Below are 20,608 nucleotides of genomic sequence, written 5' to 3'. Positions count from 1 at the left end.
TGAGGTGGCAAATTCGACGTCGGGGGATTCGGTCCTCGCCCGCGTGGAACGGATCCTGGCCGCGTTCGGTTCCGACACCCCGGTGCTCCAGCTCAGGGACATTGCCCGTTCCGCCCGACTCCCCACGTCCACCGCGCATCGGTTGGTGGCCGACATGAAACAGATCGGGTGGATCGAGCCCACCGGCGGCCAGGGCTACCGGGTGGGAACCCGATTGTGGGAATTGGCCTCAAGGGCCGCACTGGCGGAAGATTTAGCGTCCGTGGCCATTCCGTTCATGTCGGACGTGCACGCGGTGCTGCGTCAGCACGTACACGTGGGCGTGGTGGAAGGCGACGATGTCCTGTTCGCCGAACGCATCCTCGGCAAGAAATCGGATGTGCCGCTGCGCTCCAACGTGGCCGGTCGATTACCCCTCCACCAGTCAGCGGCGGGACTGGTTCTACTGTCCCAGTACCCCGAATCATTTGTCAGAGAGTATTGCGAACGAGTGCGGGACAGCAGCTTCCCCGAGGGGATCCCCGCTGAGCGCCTGATGAGCGACCTGCGGCGTTTCGCCCAGCGCGGCTATGCCCTGCAACGTGGTCGAATCGACGAGGGTACCGGCGGTATTTCGGTTCCGGTTCGGGTCCCGCAGGCTCACCGCCCGGTGGCCCTGGGCGTGGTCATGGCGCTGGAGGACATGGCTGCCGCAGAGGTGCCCGGCATTGTACAAACCCTACGGGTTGCCTCGCATGGAATTTCTCGCGCCCTGGGCGCCCTCTAACAACGTCAATCAGTTGTTTCGATGTCCCGGCGCTGAAGGAGGTCTTCGGTGGTCATACCTCCGCAGGTTTCCATTGAACGGAACAACTGTGATGCGGGCCATGGCCGCCCAGCATAATGTGAGTCACACGTGCGCAAGGAGGACACATGGTCAAAGAGCGAACAATTGTGGAGACCCAGGTGGGGATCGTGGGTGCAGGCCCCGCCGGACTGATGCTCTCCCACCTGCTGTACAAGGCGGGTATCGACAACGTTGTGGTGGAGGTCCGCTCCCACGACGAGATCGCCAGTACCCACCGCGCCGGCATTCTTGAGGCCGGCACCGTCAGGATGTTGGCGGAATCCGGAGTGGACGGTCGGGTACTGACCGAAGGTCACGAGCACGAAGGCACTACCTTGCGTTTCGAAGGTGTCAGCCATCGCATCGATTTCCAGAAACTCGTGGGCGAGTCCGTGTGGCTCTACCCGCAGAACGAGGTGTTCGTCGATCTTGCCGCGGCGCGAAAGCGCGACGGCGGCGACGTCCGTTACGAGGTCACCGACACCCAGATCAGCGACCTCACCTCAGAGCAGCCCAAGATCCTGAGCACTACGGCCGAGGGCGAAGCGCTCGAGATCCGCTGCGGCATCCTGGTCGGCGCGGATGGCTCCAAGGGCATTTCCAAACGTCAGATCCCGGCGGAGGTTCGCACGGACAACTTCATCGAGTACCCGTTCGCGTGGTTCGGCATCCTGTGCGAGGCCCCGGCCTCCGCGCCCGAGTTGATTTACGCGAACTCGGAGCACGGTTTTGCCCTGATCTCCCAGCGCAGTGACACGGTCCAGCGCATGTATTTCCAGTGCGACCCCAATGAAAATGTGGCGGACTGGGACGATGAGCGCATCTGGGCGGAGTTGCAACGTCGCATCGACGGTCCGGACGGTCTGCAGTTGCAGCGCGGCAAGATTTTCGACAAGACCGTCCTGCCGTTCCGTTCCTATGTTTGTGAACCGCTGCGTTACGGGAACATGTTCCTGGTCGGGGACGCCGGCCACACGGTTCCGCCCACCGGTGCCAAGGGCCTCAACCTGGCGTTCTGCGATGTCCGCGTGTTGGCCCCGGCCATCATCGACTTCTTCGACAAGGGTGATGACAGCGGTCTGGCGGAGTATTCGGCCAAGGCCCTGGAACGCATTTGGAAGGCTCAGAACTTCTCGTACTGGGCCACCAACCTCATGCACATCCAGCCCGGCGAGAACCCGTTCAACCAGAAGCGTCGCCGCGGCGAGTTCGCGTCCATCACCGGATCCGACCGCGGTTCCGCCTACTTCGCCGAGTGCTACACCGGTTGGCCGGATCAATGAGCCACGCACTACCCACCGCAGCTCTGTCCTCTAAGGAGATGAATCATGGCAGCTGAGAATCCAGAAGACACCTTCGAACCACTCACGGCCAAGGGCGCCGACGACGCCGCTGACAGCCAGGACCAGCTCGACAACGAGATGGCCGAGATCACCAAGCAGTACGAGGAATCCGGTCGCACGGAAACCCAGCCACGGCTTGACTACGCGCCTTACCGCAGCTCGATCCTGCGCCACCCGACCAAGGACCTGCGCCACACGGATCCGGAGACCATTGAGCTCTACGCTCCGGCCTTCGGCGAGCGTGACGTGCACAAGCTCGAGTCGGACTTGACCATTCAGGACGGAGGCGAACCGATCGGTGAGCGCATCCGCATCAACGGTCGCGTGCTGGACGGTGCCGGCCGCCCCGTGCGCAATCAGCTCGTGGAGATCTGGCAGGCCAACGCGGCCGGTCGTTACATCCACAAGCGCGATCAGCACCCCGCACCCATCGACCCGAATTTCACGGGCGTGGGCCGTTGCCTCACCGGTGACGACGGGTCCTATTCGTTCGTGACGATCAAGCCCGGACCGTATCCGTGGAAGAACCACCAGAACGCATGGCGTCCGGCGCACGTGCATTTCTCGCTGTTCGGTACGGACTTCACCCAGCGCATGATCACCCAGATGTACTTCCCGGGCGATCCACTGTTCGCGTTGGATCCCATTTATCAGTCGATCGTGGACACCGAGGCCCGTGATCGCCTCGTGGCCGACTACGACCACAACGTGTCCGAGCACGAGTGGCTGCTGGGCTACAAGTGGGACATCGTGTTGAGCGGTTCCAACCGGACCTGGACGGAGGACGACAGCAATGTCTGAGAACACCCAACGCCTGGTACCCACCCCGGGCCAAACCATTGGCCCGTTCTACGGGTACGCACTGCCGTACGAGAACGGTGAGAATCTGGTGGACCGATCCCGTCCCGGTGCCGTGCGCCTGCACGGCACCGTCTACGACGGCCACGGCGTTCCCGTGCCGGATTCCATGCTCGAGATCTGGCAGGCGGACGAGGACGGCAACGTCTCCCAGGAGACCGGCTCGCTGGTCCGCGACGGTTACACGTTCACCGGTTTTGGTCGCGTGGCCGTGGACAACGAGGGCCACTACACCTTCACCACGGTCAACCCCGGCCCCACCGAGGCCGGCAAGGCACCGTTCATCTGCCTGACCGTGTTCGCCCGCGGCCTGCTCAATCGGCTGTTCACGCGCATTTACCTGCCCGAGGACACCGAGGCGCTCGCCAGCGACCCGCTGCTGTCGGGCCTGTCGGACAGCGAGCGCGCCACCCTGGTGGCCACCCGCGAAGCGGACGGCTCGTTGCGTTTCGACGTGCACCTGCAGGGTGACGGCGAGACCTTGTTCCTGGCCTACCCGGGGCTTGAATGACCATCACGGGTCTTCTCACACCGGGAAGCCACCGGGCAGCCGAGCTGCTCGACGACCGTGCCGTGGCCCGCGCGATCCTCCTCACGGAGGCCGCGTGGGTCACGGCCCAGTCGCGTCTGGGGCTGGTTCCGGAACGCATCGCTGAGATTGCTCGTGACGCCGTGGACCATGTCGACGTGGCTGAGGCTGCGTTGAACCGGTTGGCGGTTGCTTCCGAGGGCGGCGGAAATCCGGTGATTCCCTTGCTTGCCGACTACCGCGCGGCGGTCACCGAAATACACGGATCTCCGGTCGGCGCGGTGCACGCATCGCTCACGAGTCAGGACGTCATGGACACCGCGCTCGCGCTGGTGCTGAAGGCCGCCCGGGACAGCCTGGTGTCGGATCTGACCCGCACGGGTGACGCCCTCGCGGAGCTGGTGCGGACGCACGCGGACACCGTGATGGTCGGGCGCACCCTCACCCAGCACGCGCTGCCCATGTCCTTCGGCCTCAAGGCGGCGTCGTGGCTTGCGGGGGTCGACGACGCCGCGCGCGATGTCCTCGATCGCGCCCACCTTCCCGTGTCCTACGGGGGAGCCGCCGGAACCTTGGCGGCGGGTATGGCCCTGTGCGATCAGGGGGGAAGCGCCGAGCAGACCGCTGACAGGCTTTTCACCCTCATCGGGTACTGGGCCGAGGAACTCGCACTGGCGGTACCGGATCAGGTGTGGCACACCGATCGCGTTCCGGTTCTGCGAGTTGCCGGAGCGCTCGCTGAAACGACCGCGGCCCTGGGCCGTATGGTCAACGACGTCCTGTTGCTGTCCCGGCCCGAGGTGGGCGAAGTGCGCGAACCCACCGCCGAGGGTCGCGGGGTCTCGTCCGCGATGCCACAAAAACAGAATCCCGTGTTGAGCGTGTTGCTCAAGCGCACGGCGTTGGCCGCGCCCCACCTTCTGAGCCAGGTCCACTCCGGAGCTGCGGCGGCCGTGGACGAGCGCCCGGACGGCGGGTGGCATGCGGAATGGCCCGCACTGCGCGACCTCGCGGTAGCGGCCACCGCGGCGGCGTCGCACGCTGCGGAACTCACCGAAGGTCTGACGGTGAACTCGCAACGCATGGCGGAGAACCTGCGCCAGGCAGGCACCGGGGTGATGGCCGAACGTCTCGGTGCCGCTCTGACGCCGGTGCTGGCCGGATCCGACGGGTCCACAGCCAAACAGCGGGTGCAGGCCGCCGTGCGCGAGCATCCCCTCGACGCCGAGGCGCTCGCGGATCACCTCACCGACCTGATCGAGGGCGAGAACTCCCCGTCGTTGCCGGACGGTGTGAACCCGCGGGAACGGGCCAGCGTGGGCGCGTGGCTACGGCAACTGCTGGATCCCCGCGGCTACCTGGGAGCCACACCGCACCTGTGCGCCAGAGCCGTGGAAAACCACCGAGAAAGGTTGATTTCATGAGCGTGCCCGAACTTGGACTCGTGGAGCTCTCGAACCCGGAACAACTTGCCGATAACGCATCCCTGGTGGTGCTGGGTCCCGGCATCGGCACGTCAGTGACCCATCTCTACGGCCGTCTGGCGGCGCAGTTATCCGGGAACACGCACGTGGTCGGCTGGGACCTGCCGGGCCACGGTGTGAGTGGACCAACGCATGACTTCACGGTGGCGGAACTCGCTCAGGGTGTTCTGAATGCGGTTGCCGGACAGCTCTTCTCCGAGCCCTTCCACTACGTGGGCACATCCATTGGCGGCGCCGTGGGGCAGCAACTGCTTGCGGATCACCCGGACCGGCTGGCCTCTCTGACACTGATTGCCACGACCGACTATTTCCCGGACCCGCAGGGCTGGCACGAGCGCGCGGAGCTCGTGGACCGGGCAGGAACGCCCACGCAGGTGATCAACTCCGCCAAGTTGTGGTTCGCCCCGGACTTCCTGGCACACCACGCGGAGGTCGGCACCGCCCTGCTGCACGATCTCCAGAACGCGGATCGGGGCAGCTACGCGGCCGCGTGCCGCTCGCTGGCCGGCTTCGACCTGCGTGAAACCCAGCCCGCAACAAAGGTGTCCGTTCTGGCGCTGTCCGGACCGAGCGACGTCGTTACCGGGCCCGAGACCGTGCAGGCACTGGCCGACAAGTTGGGCGCCCGCCACGAAACGATAGCGGGTACGTCTCATCTGTTGGCCGCGGAGGCACCGGAAGCCACCGCCGAACACATCACCCGATTTATCTCGGCCCACCGCTGAGCAGAAAGGACATCATGACCGATCGTTCAGAACGCACCCAGTCCCAGGCCCACCAGGACGGCATGACCGTGCGCCGCGAGGTACTTTCCGACGCGCACGTGGATCGCGCGGAGGCCGGCAAGACGGAGTTCACCGAGGAGTTCCAGGACTTCATCACGCGCTACGCGTGGGGTGAGATCTGGACCCGGCCGGGACTGGACCGCCGCATGCGCAGTGCGTGCGTGCTCACGGCACTGATCGCGGCCGGGCACTGGGAAGAGTTCGAGATGCACGTGCGCGCGGCCATCGGCAACGGACTGTCTCCGGACGAGATCAAGGAGATCCTCCTCCAATCGGCCATTTACTTGTCGGTGCCCTCCGCGAACAACGCGTTCAAGCACGCCCAAAAGGTGCTGTCGGATCTAGGGGCGCTGGGGGAGTAGCCCGCAGCGCAACGTTTCGGCGGCGCAACAGTGCGTTAAGTATGTTCGCTATGCGTACAAGTGTTCACATGGCGCGCACATTGGGGTATTCTGGACCCACGCAACGCGGCGTCGTCGGTCAACGGAGACGGTGTCGCCCCGGGAGACCGGGTGAGCCCAACCCGTGAGGATTCACATGAACCACGCTTACGTGTACGACGCAGTCCGCACCCCGTTCGGCAAGGTGGGTGGTGCGTTGTCCAGCCACCGCCCCGATGATCTGGCCGCCCTCGTGGTCAAGACCATGGTGGAGCGCGCTCCCCAGCTGGACGCCTCCGCCATCGACGAGGTTTATTTCGGCAATGCGAACGGCGCCGGCGAAGAAAACCGCAACGTGGCCCGCATGGCCACCCTGCTCGCGGGACTGCCCACCTCCGTTCCCGGATCCACGATCAACCGCCTGTGCGGTTCCTCCCTGGATGCCGCCATGATGGCGTCGCGTCAGATCGAAGTGGGCGAGGGTGACCTGCTGCTCGTGGGTGGCGTGGAATCCATGTCCCGTGCCCCCTGGGTGCTGCCCAAGACCGAGCGCGCTTTCCCCATGCAGGATCTCAAGCTCGCCAACACCACCCTGGGGTGGCGCTTGGTCAACCCCGAAATGCCGGATGCCTGGACCGTCTCGCTGGGCGAGGCCACCGAGCTGCTGCGCGAAAAGCACAACATTTCCCGTGAGGATCAGGATGAGTTCGCCGCTCATTCGCATCAGCTCGCCGCCAAGGCCTGGGACGAGGGCAAGTACGACAACCTCACCGTGAGCGTGAAACCCAACACCAAGCGCGGTGTGGAACTCACCCGCGACGAGACGGTTCGTGCGGATTCCACCGCGGAGACCCTCTCCGGCCTGCGCACCGTGTTCCGCACGGGTGAGGACGCCTCTGTGACCGCCGGTAATGCATCGCCCATGAATGACGGCGCCTCCGCCGCGTGGTTGGGCAGTGCGAAGGGCGCGGACCTGCTGGGTATCGCACCCATTGCCCGCATCGCCGGCCGCGGTGCCGCGGCCAACGAGCCGCAGTACTTCGGTGAGGCACCCGTTGAGGCTGCCAACCTCGCACTCAAGCGCGCGGGGATCACCTGGGACGACATCGCCGCCGTGGAACTCAACGAAGCTTTCGCCGCGCAGTCGCTCGCGTGCCTGCGCCAATGGGGCGTGGACCAGAGCATCGTGAACACGTGGGGCGGTGCCATCGCGATCGGCCACCCGCTCGGTGCCTCCGGTACACGCGTACTCGGCACCCTGGCGCGCCGTCTCGAAGAGTCCGGTGAACGCTGGGGCGTGGCCAGCCTGTGCATCGGCGTGGGCCAGGGCCTCGCCGTGGTGCTCGAGAACGAGAACGCCAAGGGCTGAGTAACCCAACCCCAGACCAAACGAAGAAAGGCATACAGCTCATGCTGAACATTGCAGACAGCGTGGCCGCGGCCGTGGAGCCCATCCACGACGGCGCCTGCGTGATGATCGGTGGCTTCGGTGTTGCCGGGCAGCCCGTTGAGCTCATTGACGCGCTCATCGAGAACGGCGCCAAGGACCTCACCGTGGTCAACAACAACGCCGGTAACGGAGACGTGGGACTGGCCAAGCTCATCCAGCTCGGTCGCGTGAAGAAGATCATTTGCTCCTTCCCGCGCCAGGCGGACTCGTGGCACTTCGACGAGAAGTACCACGCCGGCGAGATCGAACTCGAGGTCGTACCGCAGGGCAACCTGGCCGAGCGCATCCGCGCGGCCGGTGCGGGTATCGGCGCGTTCTACACTCCCACCGGCTACGGCACCCCGTTGGCGGAGGGTAAGGAAGTGCGTGAACTGGACGGCAAGCATCAGGTGCTCGAATACCCGATTCACGCGGACTTCTCCCTGACCAAGGCACACACCGCGGACACCGCGGGCAACCTGGTCTACCGCAAGACCGCCCGCAACTTCGGTCCCATCATGGCGGCCGCCGCCCAGCGCTCCATCGTGCAGGTGAGCGAGATCGTGGAGCGCGGTCAGATCGACCCCGAGGTCGTGGTGACCCCCGGTATCTACGTGGACACCGTGGTCAAGCTCGAAGCTCCCCAGCAGGCAGACCCGCGAGAGGACGATGCGGCATGAGCGCCCCGCAGAACAGTGATCACGCCCTGAGCCCCGAAGAGCTCGCAGAGGTTGTGGCCCGCGACATTCCCGCGGGCGCCTACGTCAACCTGGGCATCGGCCAACCCACGCTGGTCTCCAACTACCTGTCCCCCGAGGACGACGTCACCCTGCACACCGAGAACGGCATGCTGGGCATGGGCGCGGAGGCCAAGGACGACGAGGTCGACCCCGACCTCATCAACGCGGGCAAGATTCCCGTGGTCGAGACCGAGGGCTGCTCCTACTTCCACCACGCGGATTCTTTCGCAATGATGCGCGGCGGTCACCTGGACTGCTGTGTCCTGGGGGCCTTCCAAGTGGACCAGAAGGGCAACCTGGCCAACTGGCACACCGGCAAACCCGGCGCCATCCCCGCCGTGGGCGGTGCCATGGACCTGGCCACCGGCGCCAAGCAGACGTTCGTTATGATGACGCTGCAGACCAAGAAGGGCCAGTCCAAGCTGGTGGCGGAGTGCGACATGCCGCTGACCGGTGTGGGTTGCGTGTCCCGCATCTACACGGACAAGGCCGTGTTCCTCATCGAGGAGGACGGCGTCCGTGTGAGAGAGACCTTCGGTATCGGTTTTGATGAACTCGCCGAGTTGATCGACATCGAACTCAAGCCCGCAGGCTGACGTGGGCGCGGGGGTGGAGTCGACCCGGTTCCACCCCCGCCTCTCGGCAAACCCAGTATTCGACCCGTGTGATGTGGAGCCCCCGTGAGCGCTGAAGCAGACTCTGCCGACAAGAGCCAGTACGTTCAGTCGCTCGCGCGCGGACTGTCCGTGATTGCCGCTTTCGACGCCGCTCAGCCCGTCATGACGCTCTCCGACGTTGCACGTCACACGGGTTTGACGCGCGCCACCGCGCGCCGGTTCCTTCTCACTCTCGAATCACTGGGTTACGTCCGCTCCGATGGGCGGATGTTCGAACTCACGCCCAAGGTGCTACAACTGGGCTACTCGTATCTCTCGGCGCTGTCGCTGCCGCAGATTGCGAGCCCGCATTTGAAGCGGCTCTCGGACACCTTGCAAGAGTCCACCTCCATGTCCGTGCTCGACGGGCAGGACATCGTGTACGTCGCCCGCGTGGCCACCCACCGCATCATGACCGTGGCCATTGCCGTGGGAACCCGCTTCCCGGCCTACGCCACCTCCATGGGTCGAGTGCTGCTCGCGGGCCTCGGTGACAAAGAACTGGGGGAGTACCTCTCCGCCGCGCAGCTGTCACCGCTGACCCGGCGGACCACCACCGAACGCGTGGCCCTGGCGCAACAGCTGCACCGTGTGCGCGAGCTGGGCTACGCCGTCGTGGATCAAGAACTGGAAGTGGGGCTGCGCTCGGCCGCGGTTCCGGTCAGGGACCTCACTGGCCGCACGGTGGCCGCGATCAACGTCTCCATGCGCGTGGGGATGCCCGGCGTGGACACCGATCACCCCGAGACCCAGGTGATTCCGGAGCTGCTCGCGTGCGCGGGCGCCATCTCCCAGGACCTCGCGGCGTCGGGTCGCTGAACTCCTGTCCTCGGTAGGCCGGCTTCCGTACCCCGCGGTTCGCGACGGTGGGCGGTAACTGCTACACTGGCCGGGAATTGCTCGGTCACGAGCGCGCGCATTTTCGATTCAATGGCACATTGGACCCTGTCCATTGGTACGCACCTTGTACCAAGATGCCATTTTTTGTCGTGCCTGGTTCCGTGACTCACCAATCCGCAGTCAGCAGACCGTTCATCCGATGAACGCAAGGTCTGCCCAAACAGGAGGCACTGTGCCAACTATTCAGCAGCTGGTCCGTAAGGGCCGGACGTCCAAGGTCATCAAGACCAAAGCCCCCGCGCTCAAGGGCAACCCCATGAAGCGCGGCGTGTGCACCCGTGTGTTCACCACCACCCCCAAGAAGCCGAACTCGGCTCTGCGTAAAGTGGCCCGTGTCAAGCTCAACGGCGGCGTGGAAGTTACCGCGTACATCCCCGGTGAGGGACACAACCTGCAGGAACACTCCATCGTGCTGGTGCGCGGCGGTCGTGTGAAGGACCTGCCGGGTGTTCGCTACAAGATCGTGCGCGGCGCACTCGACACCCAGGGTGTCAAGGGTCGCCAGCAGGCCCGTTCCCGCTACGGCGCCAAGAAGGAGAAGAAGTAATGCCTCGTAAAGGTCCCGCTCCCAAGCGCCCCCTCGTCGTAGATCCCGTCTACGGCTCTCCCGTCGTCACCCAGTTGATCAACAAGGTTCTGCAGGACGGCAAGAAGTCCACCGCAGAGCGCATTGTCTACGGTGCCCTTGAAGGCGTTCGTAACAAGACCAACGCAGACCCGGTTGTCACCCTGAAGAAGGCCCTCGACAACGTCAAGCCGGCCCTTGAGGTCCGCTCCCGTCGTGTCGGTGGCGCCACCTACCAGGTCCCGGTCGAGGTCAAGGCAGGCCGCGCCACCGCGCTGTCCCTGCGTTGGCTCGTTGGCTACGCCAAGGTCCGCCGCGAAAACACCATGACTGAGCGTCTCCAGAACGAGATCCTCGACGCCTCCAACGGCCTGGGTGCCGCTGTCAAGCGCCGCGAGGATACCCACAAGATGGCTGAGTCCAACAAGGCCTTCGCCCACTATCGCTGGTAAAATCCGATAGTCGTGTCGGCCCCGTGAACAGCGGGGCCGACCATGGGCCCGGCACCAACCTTTACGAAGGGAACCATCGTGGCACTTGACGTGCTTACCGACCTGAACAAGGTCCGCAATATCGGCATCATGGCTCACATCGATGCCGGTAAGACCACGACCACCGAACGAATCCTGTTCTACACGGGCATCAACCACAAGCTCGGCGAGACGCACGACGGTGCATCCACGATGGACTGGATGGCGCAGGAGCAGGAACGCGGCATCACCATTACCTCCGCCGCGACCTCGTGCTACTGGCATGACAACCAGATCAACATCATCGACACCCCGGGTCACGTGGACTTCACGGTCGAGGTCGAGCGCTCCCTGCGTGTGCTCGACGGCGCCGTGGCCGTCTTCGATGGCAAGGAGGGTGTTGAGCCGCAGTCCGAGACCGTGTGGCGTCAAGCTGACAAGTACGAAGTTCCGCGTATCTGCTTTGTCAACAAGATGGACAAGCTCGGTGCGGACTTCTACTTCACCGTGGACACCATCAAGTCCCGTCTGGGCGCAACCCCGCTCGTGCTGCAGCTGCCCATCGGCGCCGAGAACGACTTCGTGGGCGTTGTCGACCTGCTCACCATGAAGGCATTCGTCTGGGAAGGCGACTCCAAGGGTGACGTGTCCCTGGGCGCCAAGTACGAGATCCGCGAGATCCCCGAGGATCTGCAGGAGCGTGCCGAGGAATACCGCAACCAGCTGGTCGAGTCCGTGGCCGAAGCCGATGACGCACTCATGGAGAAGTACCTCAACGGTGAAGAGCTCACTCAGGACGAGATCAAGCACGGTATCCGCGAACTGACGATCAACTCCAAGGCCTACCCGGTGCTGTGTGGTTCCGCGTTCAAGAACCGCGGCGTGCAGCCCATGCTCGACGCAGTGGTGGATTACCTCCCCACTCCGTTGGACGTGCTCTCCGTGCAGGGTCACTCCGTGAAGGACGAGGAAGAGGTCATGACCCGTCCGGCAGACGCGGACGCACCGTTCGCCGCGCTGGCGTTCAAGGTCGCTTCCCACCCGTTCTACGGTCAGCTCACCTACATTCGCGTGTACTCCGGTAAGGCCAAGGCCGGCGAGCAGGTGCTCAACTCCACCAAGGGCAAGAAGGAGCGCATCGGCAAGCTGTTCCAGATGCACTCCAACAAGGAGAACCCGGTGGACGAGATCTCCGCCGGTCACATCTACGCGGCCATCGGTCTCAAGGACACCACCACCGGTGACACCCTGTGCGATGCGCAGAACCCCATCGTGCTGGAGTCCATGAGCTTCCCCGAGCCCGTGATCTTCGTGGCCATCGAGCCCAAGACCAAGGGCGACCAGGAAAAGCTCTCGACCGCGATTCAGAAGCTCTCCGCTGAGGACCCCACCTTCACGGTGTCCCTCAACGATGAGACCGGCCAGACCGAAATCGGCGGCATGGGCGAGCTCCACCTGGACATCCTGGTGGACCGCATGAAGCGCGAATTCAAGGTGGAAGCCAATGTGGGCAAGCCCCAGGTGGCTTACCGCGAGACCATCAAGAAGGCCGTGGACAAGGTCGACTACACCCACAAGAAGCAGACCGGTGGGTCCGGCCAGTTCGCCAAGGTGCAGGTTGCTTTCGAGCCGCTCCCGCTGGACTCCGAGGAACTCTACGAGTTCGCCAACAAGGTGACCGGTGGCCGCGTTCCTCGCGAGTACATTCCTTCCGTGGATTCCGGTATCCAGGACGCCATGCAGTTGGGTGTTCTCGCCGGCTACCCCATGGTCGGCGTGAAGGCCACCCTGCTCGACGGTGCCTACCACGACGTCGACTCGTCCGAAATGGCATTCAAGATCGCCGGTTCCATGGTGTTCAAGGAAGGCGTTCGTCGCGCCAACCCTGTGCTCCTGGAGCCGCTGATGTCCGTGGAGGTTCGCACCCCCGAGGAGTACATGGGCGACGTGATCGGCGACCTGAACTCCCGTCGCGGTCAGATCCAGTCCATGGAGGACGTCACCGGCGTCAAGCTGGTGAAGGCCCTCGTGCCGCTGTCCGAAATGTTCGGCTACATCGGTGACCTCCGGTCCAAGACCCAGGGTCGCGCCGTGTACTCGATGCAGTTCGACAGCTACTCGGAGGTTCCGAAGGCTGTTGCCGACGAGATCATCCAGAAGAATCGCGGCGAGTAAGCCCACCGGGGACCAGTCCCCGAATTTCGATAAACCACTAAAGCCAAAGTAGACTTGCACAGGTTTCGACTGCAGCAGTGCCCTGCGCTGTGATAGTAGGCTCCGAGTCTTCGGAGCAGTCGAGTAAGTCTCACCTCAATGTTCTAGGAGGAACACATCATGGCGAAGGCCAAGTTCGAGCGCACCAAGCCGCACCTCAACATCGGCACCATCGGCCACGTTGACCACGGCAAGACCACGCTCACCGCTGCTATCTCCAAGGTGCTTGCTGACAAGTACCCGGACATCAACGAGCAGCGCGACTTCGGTGCCATCGACTCCGCTCCGGAGGAGAAGCAGCGCGGCATCACCATCAACATCTCTCACATCGAGTACCAGACCGAGAAGCGTCACTACGCACACGTTGACGCCCCCGGTCACGCGGACTACGTGAAGAACATGATCACCGGTGCTGCTCAGATGGACGGCGCAATCCTCGTGGTTGCCGCTACTGACGGCCCCATGGCTCAGACCCGCGAGCACGTTCTGCTCGCCCGCCAGGTGGGCGTTCCCTACCTGTTGGTCGCGCTGAACAAGTCCGACATGGTCGACGACGAGGAACTGTTGGACCTCGTCGAGATGGAAGTTCGTGAACTGCTGTCCGACCAGGGCTTCGACGGCGACAACGCACCCGTGGTGCGCGTGTCCGCTCTGAAGGCTCTCGAGGGCGACGCCCAGTGGGTCAAGTCCGTCGAGGAGCTCATGGAGGCCGTGGACGAGAACGTCCCCGAGCCGGTGCGCGACACCGACAAGCCGTTCCTGATGCCCGTTGAGGACGTCTTCACGATCACCGGTCGTGGCACCGTGGTGACCGGCCGTGCCGAGCGTGGGACCCTGCCGATCAACTCGGAAATCGAGATCGTCGGCATCCGCCCGATCCAGAAGACCACCGTGACCGGTATCGAGATGTTCCACAAGCAGATGGACGAAGCCCTCGCGGGCGAGAACTGTGGTCTGCTGCTGCGTGGCCTCAAGCGCGACGATGTCGAGCGTGGCCAGGTCGTGTGCAAGCCGGGTTCCATCACCCCGCACACCGACTTCGAGGCAAACGTCTACATCCTGTCCAAGGAAGAGGGCGGGCGTCACAACCCGTTCTACTCGAACTACCGTCCGCAGTTCTACTTCCGCACCACCGACGTCACCGGCGTCATCACGCTGCCCGAGGGCACCGAGATGGTCATGCCCGGCGACAACACCGAAATGAGCGTTGAGCTGATCCAGCCCATCGCCATGGAGGAGGGCCTCGGCTTCGCTATCCGTGAGGGTGGCCGCACCGTTGGTTCCGGTAAGGTGACCAAGATCAACAAGTAATCATTCGGTTACTCGGCTGATCGCCGGCTAGTCCGGCATGCCACGTAAGACCCCGCCAGTTCCGTACCGGCGGGGTCTTACGCGTTCCCGCACCGACGCTACGACGACGCCGCGCCGAGCCAACCACACGGCGTCGGCAGGCCTTTCGGGCCGCTCGGCAACGCAAGAGCGCCCCGCATTTGCAAAGGTGTGCAAATTTCTGGCAGAATGGTCGCTGTTGTTCACGTGTCGGCGTGTGCCCGTAGAAAGGTCCCGACCGCGTCGGGCGAACCGGAACACCGAAGCAGCCGCAACGAGCCATGGTTTCCATGGGACCACGTGAACAACCATCCAACCGGCACCATAGAAATTATTTGTGCGAACTCGTGTTTGCGTTTTATGCGACACGCCCGAGTTCGGGTGTCGGTGCTTCAGCAGGGTGAGGAACCCGGTTACACCGGATTCAGTCTGTGTGAAGTGGCGTTAAAAACGCCGAACACAAGGAGCTGACGCTCCACACAGGGAAGTACTTGAAGAAAGAGAGTCACGACGCCATGGCGGGACAAAAAATCCGCATCCGGCTGAAGTCCTATGACCACGAGGTCATTGACGTCTCGGCCCGGAAAATCGTTGAGACGGTTACGCGCGCAGGCGCCACGGTGGTGGGACCCGTCCCGCTGCCCACGGAGAAGAACGTCTACTGCGTGATCCGCTCGCCGCACAAGTACAAGGACAGCCGTGAGCACTTCGAAATGCGCACACACAAGCGGCTGATCGACATCATCGACCCCACGCCCAAGGCTGTCGACTCGCTCATGCGTCTCGACCTGCCGGCTGACGTGAACATCGAAATCAAGCTGTAAAAAGGATCGCACCCCAATGACTACCACTTTCGAACGCCAGGTTAAGGGCCTGCTGGGCACCAAGCTCGGCATGACCCAGGTCTGGGACGAGAACGGGAAGTTCGTGCCGGTGACCGTGGTCAAGGCCGACTCCAACGTCGTGACGCAGCTGCGCAACGAGGACAACGACGGTTACAACGCCGTTCAGATCGGCTTCGGTGCGATCGATCCCCGCAAGGTTTCTAAGCCGCTGGCTGGCCACTTCGCCGCCGCCGGAGTAACCCCGCGCCGCCACGTCGTCGAACTTCGTACTTCCGATTCCGCTGACTACGAGCTCGGCCAGGAACTGTCCGTCGAAATTTTCGACGCCGGGACCAAGGTCGATGTCGTCGGCACCACCAAGGGCAAGGGCACCGCCGGTGTTATGAAGCGTCACGGCTTCTCCGGCGTCGGCGCCTCCCACGGTGCACACAAGAACCACCGCAAGCCGGGATCCATCGGCGGCGCGTCTTACCCCGCACGTGTTTTCAAGGGCATGAAGATGGCCGGCCGGATGGGCAACGTCCGTCACACCACCATGAACCTGACCGTTCACGCTGTCGACGCCGACAACTCCCTGCTGCTCATCAAGGGCGCCCTGCCGGGCCCCAAGGGATCGGTCGTCCTCGTCCGAACCGCAGTGAAGGGAGCCTGATAAGCCATGGCAACTGAAACCGTAAACGTCGAGCTGCCCGCTGAGATCTTCGACGCGCAGACCAACGTGGCACTGCTTCACCAGGTCGTCGTCGCTCAGTTGGCCGCAGCACGCCAGGGCACGCACAAGACCAAGACCCGCGCCGAAGTTTCCGGCGCAGGTCGCAAGCCGTTCAAGCAGAAGGGCACGGGTCGCGCCCGTCAGGGTTCCATCCGCGCACCTCACATGACCGGCGGTGGCGTTGTCCACGGTCCGACTCCGCGTGACTACTCGCAGCGCACGCCCAAGAAGATGAAGGCAGCCGCCCTGCGCGGTGCCCTCTCGGACCGGGCTCGCAACAACCGCATCCACGTGGTTGCCGATCTGGTGACCGGCGCTGAGCCGTCCACCAAGGCCGCCAAGGTTGCACTGCGTTCGATCACCGAGCGCAAGAACGTGCTGGTTGTTCTGGACCGCCGTGATGATGTCACTGCATTGTCCGTGCGCAACCTGGTCAACACGCACGCCGTGTACGCAGACCAGCTCAACACGTACGACGTGCTCGTCTCGGACGACGTGATCTTCACCAAGGCCGCTTACGAGTCGTTCGTTGCTGCTGCGTCCGCTACGGGTAAGAACCAGGAGGACGCCAAGTGAGCGCGATCTACAACAAGGACCCGCGCGATGTGATCATTCGCCCGGTCGTCTCCGAGAAGTCCTACGGACTGATCGACGAGGGTAAGTACACCTTCCAGGTGGCCCCCTCGGCCAACAAGACCGAAATCAAGTACGCCGTGGAGACGATCTTCGGCGTCAAGGTCGAGTCCGTCAACACCCTCAATCGTCCCGGTAAGCGCAAGCGCACTCGCTTCGGCTGGGGACAGCGTAAGGCCACCAAGCGTGCCATCGTGTCCCTTCGGGAAGGTTCCATCGACATCTTCGGCGGTCCGCTCGCCTGAGCGGAGACCACTTTAACGAGGAATATCAATTATGGCTATCCGTAAGCACAAGCCGACAACCCCGGGCCGTCGTGGCTCGTCGGTTGCCGACTTCGTAGAAATCACGCGTAATACGCCCGAAAAGTCGCTGGTGCGTCCGCTGCCCAAGAAGGGCGGTCGCAACAACACCGGTCGTATCACCACCCGTCACAAGGGCGGTGGGCACAAGCGCCAGTACCGTGTCATCGACTTCCGTCGTCACGACAAGGACGGCGTCGACGCCAAGGTCGCTCACATCGAGTACGACCCCAACCGCACGGCGCGCATTGCGCTGCTGCATTACGTCGACGGCACCAAGCGCTACATCGTGGCCCCCAACAAGCTCAAGCAGGGCGATGTTGTCGAGTCCGGTCCGTCCGCCGATATCAAGCCCGGTAACAACCTGCCGCTGCGCAACATCCCCGTGGGCACCGTGCTCCACGCCGTGGAGCTGCGTCCGGGCGGCGGTGCCAAGCTGGCCCGTTCGGCCGGTGCGTCCGTGCAGCTCGTCGCCAAGGAAGGCAAGTACGGCCAACTCCGTCTGCCCTCCGGTGAAATCCGCAACGTCGACGTTCGCTGCCGCGCAACCGTGGGCGAGGTCGGCAACGCCGAGCAGTCCAACATCAACTGGGGCAAGGCCGGACGTAACCGCTGGAAGGGCATCCGCCCGACCGTCCGCGGTGTCGTCATGAACCCCGTTGACCACCCGCACGGTGGTGGTGAGGGCAAGACCTCCGGTGGACGCCACCCGGTCAACCCGAACGGCAAGCCCGAGGGACGCACCCGTCGCCCCAACAAGGAAAGCGACAAGCTCATCGTCCGTCGTCGTCGTACCGGCAAGAACAAGCGCTAAGGAGCCTGACTAATGCCACGCAGCCTCAAGAAGGGCCCTTTCGTTGATCAGCACCTCTACCTGAAGGTCGCCAAGGAGAACGAGAAGGGTACCAAGAACGTCATCAAGACGTGGTCCCGCCGCTCGATGATCGTGCCCGACATGCTCGGACACACGATTGCCGTGCACGACGGACGCAAGCACATCCCGGTGTTCATCACGGAGTCGATGGTCGGGCACAAGCTCGGCGAATTCGCTCCCACCCGCACGTTCCGCGGCCATGTGAAGGACGACAAGAAGGGCAAGCGTCGCTGACCTACGGGTTAGCACGTAGCACTTCTTCGACAAGACGAGAGAAGGAAAGCAATGGAAGCCAAGGCATCTGCGCGCTATATCCGCGTGACGCCTATGAAGGCCCGGCGCGTCGTCAACCTGATTCGTGGCCAGCAGGCGAATGAGGCATTGGCGATTCTGAAGTTTGCCCCCCAGGCAGCTTCCGAGCCGGTGTTCAAGGTTCTCGAATCCGCCGTGGCCAACGCCCGGCAGACGGCCGAGCGTGATGGCCTCGCGTTCAAGCAGGAAGACCTCGTTGTCTCCGCTGCTTACGTGGATGAGGGACCCACCATGAAGCGGTTCCAGCCGCGCGCCCAGGGCCGTGCGTACCGCATCAACAAGCGCACGAGCCACGTGACCGTGGTCGTGGCGACCCCGGAGAAGGAGGAGGTCCGCTAAGTGGGACAGAAAATTAACCCCAACGGATTCCGTCTGGGTATCACCACCGACCACATCTCGCACTGGTACGCCGACTCCAACCAGCCGGGTCAGCGCTACAAGGACTACATCCGCGAGGATGTGAAGATCCGCGAGCTGATGTCCAAGGGCATGGAGCGGGCAGGTATCTCCAAGGTCGAGATCGAACGTACCCGTGACCGTGTGCGTGTGGACATCCACACCGCTCGCCCGGGTATCGTGATCGGCCGCCGCGGCGCCGAAGCTGACCGCATTCGCGGTGAGCTCGAGAAGCTGACCGGCAAGCAGATCCAGCTGAACATCCTGGAAGTCAAGAACCCCGAGATCGACGCGCAGTTGGTCGCTCAGGGTGTCGCCGAGCAGCTCGCTTCTCGCGTGGCTTTCCGCCGCGCCATGAAGAAGGCCATTCAGTCCGCACAGCGTGCGGGCGCCAAGGGTATTCGTATCCAGTGCGCCGGCCGCCTCGGTGGTGCTGAAATGTCACGCTCGGAGTTCTACCGCGAAGGCCGTGTGCCCCTGCACACCCTGCGCGCGAACATCGACTACGGCTTCTTCGAGGCAAAGACCACCTTCGGCCGCATTGGCGTGAAAGTCTGGATCTACAAGGGCGACCTGACCTCCAAGGAACTGGCAGCACAGCAGGCCGCTGCTCCGTCTTCGCGCGGACGCAACGACCGTCGCGGTGGCGCCGGTGGTGCCGGTGGCGGCGAGCGTCGTCGTCGTGGTGGCAATGACCGTAACGACCGTGGCGGACGCCGTGAGCGTAACGACTCCGCCGCAGCCCCGCAGCAGAACAACGCTGCGGAGGCGTCCAACGCAGAGGGTGGTAAGTAATGCTTATCCCACGTCGTGTGAAGTTCCGCAAGCAGCACCACCCCAAGCGACGGGGTCAGGCCAAGGGCGGAACCCAGGTATCGTTCGGCGAGTGGGGCATCCAGGCATTGAGCCCGGCCTATGTCACCAACCGTCAGATCGAAGCCGCGCGTATCGCAANCAAGAAGCCTGCCGAAACCCGCATGGGTTCCGGTAAGGGTTCGCCCGAATGGTGGGTCGCCAACGTCAAGCCCGGACGCATCATGTTCGAGATCTCCGGTGTGACCGAGGAAGTCGCCCGCGAGGCGCTTCGTTTGGCAATCCACAAGCTCCCGATGAAGGCACGTATCGTGCGTCGCGAAGGTGGTGAATGATCAATGGCTATTGGATCTAAGGATCTGAACATGGAAAACCTCGCGGCACTCGACAACGGTGCTCTGACCGAGCAGTTGCGCAAGTCCAAGGAAGAGCTGTTCAATCTGCGCTTCCAGTCCGCAACCGGTCAGCTCGAGAGCAACGGTCGCCTGAAGTCCGTCAAGCGTGACATCGCCCGCATCTACACCGTGCTCCGTGAGCGCGAGCTGGGCATCCGCGAAGAGGTCGAGGCGACTGCTGTAGAGACCGACAAGAAGGCAGCCAAGGCAAGCAAGAAGGCCGCCAAGTCTGAGGATGATGCCAAGTGAGCGAGCAGGTTAACAACGAGGCCACCGCCGAGCGCGGTGACCGTAAGACCCGTCGCGGCTACGTAGTCTCCGACAAGATGGACAAGACCGTGGTCGTGCAGGTCGAGGATCGTGTGAAGCACGCCCTCTACGGCAAGGTCATGCGTAAGTCCAAGCGCGTCAAGGCTCACGACGAGGAGAACGCCGCCGGTATCGGTGACCTTGTCCGGATCGCCGAGACCCGTCCGCTGTCCGCCAGCAAGAACTGGCGCATCGTGGAGATCATCGAGAAGGCCAAGTAAGGTCCTTTCGAGCAATACAGCAGGCCGGCTTCGAGCCGACCAACGGGCCCCCATCCTCGGATGGGGGCCCGTTGCTGTGCCGCAGTGGTCAGCCTGTTGACTCATGTCAAGATGCCCGCGTGGATTGAGTCGTTGACTCATCTGGTTTTGCCCGCTTCGGTGATCCCATCTTGCGTCGGCTGAGGTAGACGGCGTTGGTCTTGGTTCGTTGCTGGAGGAGTCCTCTGCGGCGGGCGAGGTCGATGAGGTTGGCTTGGAGGTCAGTGATTTGGTGACGCAGCGCGAGGA

General features: G+C 63.6%; 27 protein-coding genes. 26 read left to right on the top strand and 1 reads right to left on the bottom strand.

Features of this window, described 5'->3' with window-relative positions; genetic code table 11:
- Positions 1-4: 4 nt before the first annotated feature.
- The 26 genes from ABEA06_RS07885 (at position 5) to rpsQ (ending at position 20,320) form a co-directional block, all read left to right on the top strand.
- Positions 5-766, top strand: coding sequence for an IclR family transcriptional regulator (locus ABEA06_RS07885; protein ID WP_303381404.1), 762 nt, complete (start codon positions 5-7; stop codon positions 764-766).
- Positions 767-912: 146 nt separating this feature from the next.
- On the top strand, positions 913-2,109 hold the full coding sequence (locus ABEA06_RS07880; protein WP_345311118.1) for a 4-hydroxybenzoate 3-monooxygenase: 1,197 nt from the start codon (positions 913-915) through the stop codon (positions 2,107-2,109).
- 45 nt (positions 2,110-2,154) lie between these two features.
- Positions 2,155-2,970, top strand: a complete 816-nt coding sequence (gene pcaH / locus ABEA06_RS07875; RefSeq protein ID WP_303381402.1) for a protocatechuate 3,4-dioxygenase subunit beta — start codon at positions 2,155-2,157, stop codon at positions 2,968-2,970.
- Positions 2,963-3,538 (top strand): protocatechuate 3,4-dioxygenase subunit alpha, encoded by a 576-nt coding sequence (gene pcaG, locus ABEA06_RS07870; RefSeq protein WP_345311117.1) that lies wholly within the window; start codon positions 2,963-2,965, stop codon positions 3,536-3,538. Before pcaH ends, pcaG begins: the two co-directional genes overlap by 8 nt.
- Positions 3,535-4,980 (top strand): lyase family protein, encoded by a 1,446-nt coding sequence (locus ABEA06_RS07865; protein WP_345311116.1) that lies wholly within the window; start codon positions 3,535-3,537, stop codon positions 4,978-4,980. The genes pcaG and ABEA06_RS07865 overlap by 4 nt, the downstream gene beginning before the upstream one ends.
- Entirely contained in the window at positions 4,977-5,765 is a 789-nt protein-coding gene (locus ABEA06_RS07860; RefSeq protein WP_345311115.1) for an alpha/beta fold hydrolase, read from the top strand. The genes ABEA06_RS07865 and ABEA06_RS07860 overlap by 4 nt, the downstream gene beginning before the upstream one ends.
- A gap of 14 nt (positions 5,766-5,779) precedes the next feature.
- Complete coding sequence (gene pcaC / locus ABEA06_RS07855; protein WP_303381398.1) at positions 5,780-6,187, top strand: 4-carboxymuconolactone decarboxylase; 408 nt, start codon at positions 5,780-5,782, stop codon at positions 6,185-6,187.
- Positions 6,188-6,362: 175 nt separating this feature from the next.
- Positions 6,363-7,574 (top strand): thiolase family protein, encoded by a 1,212-nt coding sequence (locus tag ABEA06_RS07850; RefSeq protein ID WP_345311114.1) that lies wholly within the window; start codon positions 6,363-6,365, stop codon positions 7,572-7,574.
- Between the two features lie 41 nt (positions 7,575-7,615).
- Positions 7,616-8,314 carry a 3-oxoacid CoA-transferase subunit A gene (locus ABEA06_RS07845; RefSeq protein ID WP_345311113.1) on the top strand — a complete coding sequence of 233 codons (699 nt, stop codon included), beginning with the start codon at positions 7,616-7,618 and terminating at the stop codon, positions 8,312-8,314.
- Positions 8,311-8,970 carry a 3-oxoacid CoA-transferase subunit B gene (locus ABEA06_RS07840; protein WP_303381395.1) on the top strand — a complete coding sequence of 220 codons (660 nt, stop codon included), beginning with the start codon at positions 8,311-8,313 and terminating at the stop codon, positions 8,968-8,970. The genes ABEA06_RS07845 and ABEA06_RS07840 overlap by 4 nt, the downstream gene beginning before the upstream one ends.
- A gap of 84 nt (positions 8,971-9,054) precedes the next feature.
- Entirely contained in the window at positions 9,055-9,849 is a 795-nt protein-coding gene (locus tag ABEA06_RS07835) for an IclR family transcriptional regulator domain-containing protein (protein WP_303381394.1), read from the top strand.
- 253 nt (positions 9,850-10,102) lie between these two features.
- On the top strand, positions 10,103-10,477 hold the full coding sequence (gene rpsL / locus ABEA06_RS07830) for a 30S ribosomal protein S12 (protein WP_303381393.1): 375 nt from the start codon (positions 10,103-10,105) through the stop codon (positions 10,475-10,477).
- Positions 10,477-10,947 carry a 30S ribosomal protein S7 gene (rpsG, locus tag ABEA06_RS07825; protein WP_303381392.1) on the top strand — a complete coding sequence of 157 codons (471 nt, stop codon included), beginning with the start codon at positions 10,477-10,479 and terminating at the stop codon, positions 10,945-10,947. The genes rpsL and rpsG overlap by 1 nt, the downstream gene beginning before the upstream one ends.
- Before the next feature lie 78 nt (positions 10,948-11,025).
- On the top strand, positions 11,026-13,140 hold the full coding sequence (fusA, locus tag ABEA06_RS07820; RefSeq protein WP_303381391.1) for an elongation factor G: 2,115 nt from the start codon (positions 11,026-11,028) through the stop codon (positions 13,138-13,140).
- A 159-nt stretch (positions 13,141-13,299) separates the two neighbouring features.
- Positions 13,300-14,490, top strand: coding sequence for an elongation factor Tu (gene tuf, locus ABEA06_RS07815; RefSeq protein WP_345311112.1), 1,191 nt, complete (start codon positions 13,300-13,302; stop codon positions 14,488-14,490).
- A gap of 533 nt (positions 14,491-15,023) precedes the next feature.
- Positions 15,024-15,332 carry a 30S ribosomal protein S10 gene (rpsJ, locus tag ABEA06_RS07810; RefSeq protein WP_003803825.1) on the top strand — a complete coding sequence of 103 codons (309 nt, stop codon included), beginning with the start codon at positions 15,024-15,026 and terminating at the stop codon, positions 15,330-15,332.
- Positions 15,333-15,348: 16 nt separating this feature from the next.
- A complete protein-coding gene (gene rplC / locus ABEA06_RS07805; protein ID WP_303381389.1) occupies positions 15,349-16,005 on the top strand; it encodes a 50S ribosomal protein L3 in 657 nt (218 codons plus the stop codon).
- 6 nt (positions 16,006-16,011) lie between these two features.
- Positions 16,012-16,641, top strand: a complete 630-nt coding sequence (rplD, locus tag ABEA06_RS07800; RefSeq protein ID WP_303381388.1) for a 50S ribosomal protein L4 — start codon at positions 16,012-16,014, stop codon at positions 16,639-16,641.
- Positions 16,638-16,943, top strand: coding sequence for a 50S ribosomal protein L23 (gene rplW / locus ABEA06_RS07795; RefSeq protein ID WP_190781360.1), 306 nt, complete (start codon positions 16,638-16,640; stop codon positions 16,941-16,943). Before rplD ends, rplW begins: the two co-directional genes overlap by 4 nt.
- A 31-nt stretch (positions 16,944-16,974) precedes the next feature.
- Entirely contained in the window at positions 16,975-17,814 is an 840-nt protein-coding gene (gene rplB, locus ABEA06_RS07790) for a 50S ribosomal protein L2 (protein WP_303381387.1), read from the top strand.
- 12 nt (positions 17,815-17,826) lie between these two features.
- Positions 17,827-18,108: a 30S ribosomal protein S19 gene (gene rpsS, locus ABEA06_RS07785; protein WP_016997047.1), complete on the top strand. Its 282-nt coding sequence runs from the start codon at positions 17,827-17,829 to the stop codon at positions 18,106-18,108.
- A 51-nt stretch (positions 18,109-18,159) separates the two neighbouring features.
- Complete coding sequence (gene rplV / locus ABEA06_RS07780) at positions 18,160-18,525, top strand: 50S ribosomal protein L22 (protein WP_303381386.1); 366 nt, start codon at positions 18,160-18,162, stop codon at positions 18,523-18,525.
- On the top strand, positions 18,526-19,377 hold the full coding sequence (gene rpsC / locus ABEA06_RS07775) for a 30S ribosomal protein S3 (RefSeq protein WP_303381385.1): 852 nt from the start codon (positions 18,526-18,528) through the stop codon (positions 19,375-19,377).
- Positions 19,377-19,730: a 50S ribosomal protein L16 gene (rplP, locus tag ABEA06_RS07770; RefSeq protein ID WP_345311111.1), complete on the top strand. Its 354-nt coding sequence runs from the start codon at positions 19,377-19,379 to the stop codon at positions 19,728-19,730. Before rpsC ends, rplP begins: the two co-directional genes overlap by 1 nt.
- Before the next feature lie 3 nt (positions 19,731-19,733).
- Positions 19,734-20,039 carry a 50S ribosomal protein L29 gene (gene rpmC / locus ABEA06_RS07765; protein ID WP_303381384.1) on the top strand — a complete coding sequence of 102 codons (306 nt, stop codon included), beginning with the start codon at positions 19,734-19,736 and terminating at the stop codon, positions 20,037-20,039.
- Complete coding sequence (gene rpsQ, locus ABEA06_RS07760) at positions 20,036-20,320, top strand: 30S ribosomal protein S17 (RefSeq protein ID WP_303381383.1); 285 nt, start codon at positions 20,036-20,038, stop codon at positions 20,318-20,320. Before rpmC ends, rpsQ begins: the two co-directional genes overlap by 4 nt.
- A gap of 106 nt (positions 20,321-20,426) precedes the next feature.
- Here the strand turns inward: rpsQ and ABEA06_RS07755 are convergent.
- On the bottom strand, positions 20,427-20,608 hold a 182-nt coding region (locus tag ABEA06_RS07755), incomplete at its 5' end, for a hypothetical protein (protein ID WP_345311110.1).

This window comes from Kocuria gwangalliensis, assembly GCF_039544365.1.
Taxonomy (GTDB): Bacteria; Actinomycetota; Actinomycetes; order Actinomycetales; family Micrococcaceae; genus Kocuria; species Kocuria gwangalliensis.
This window is presented reverse-complemented; position numbering and strand designations above follow the sequence as displayed.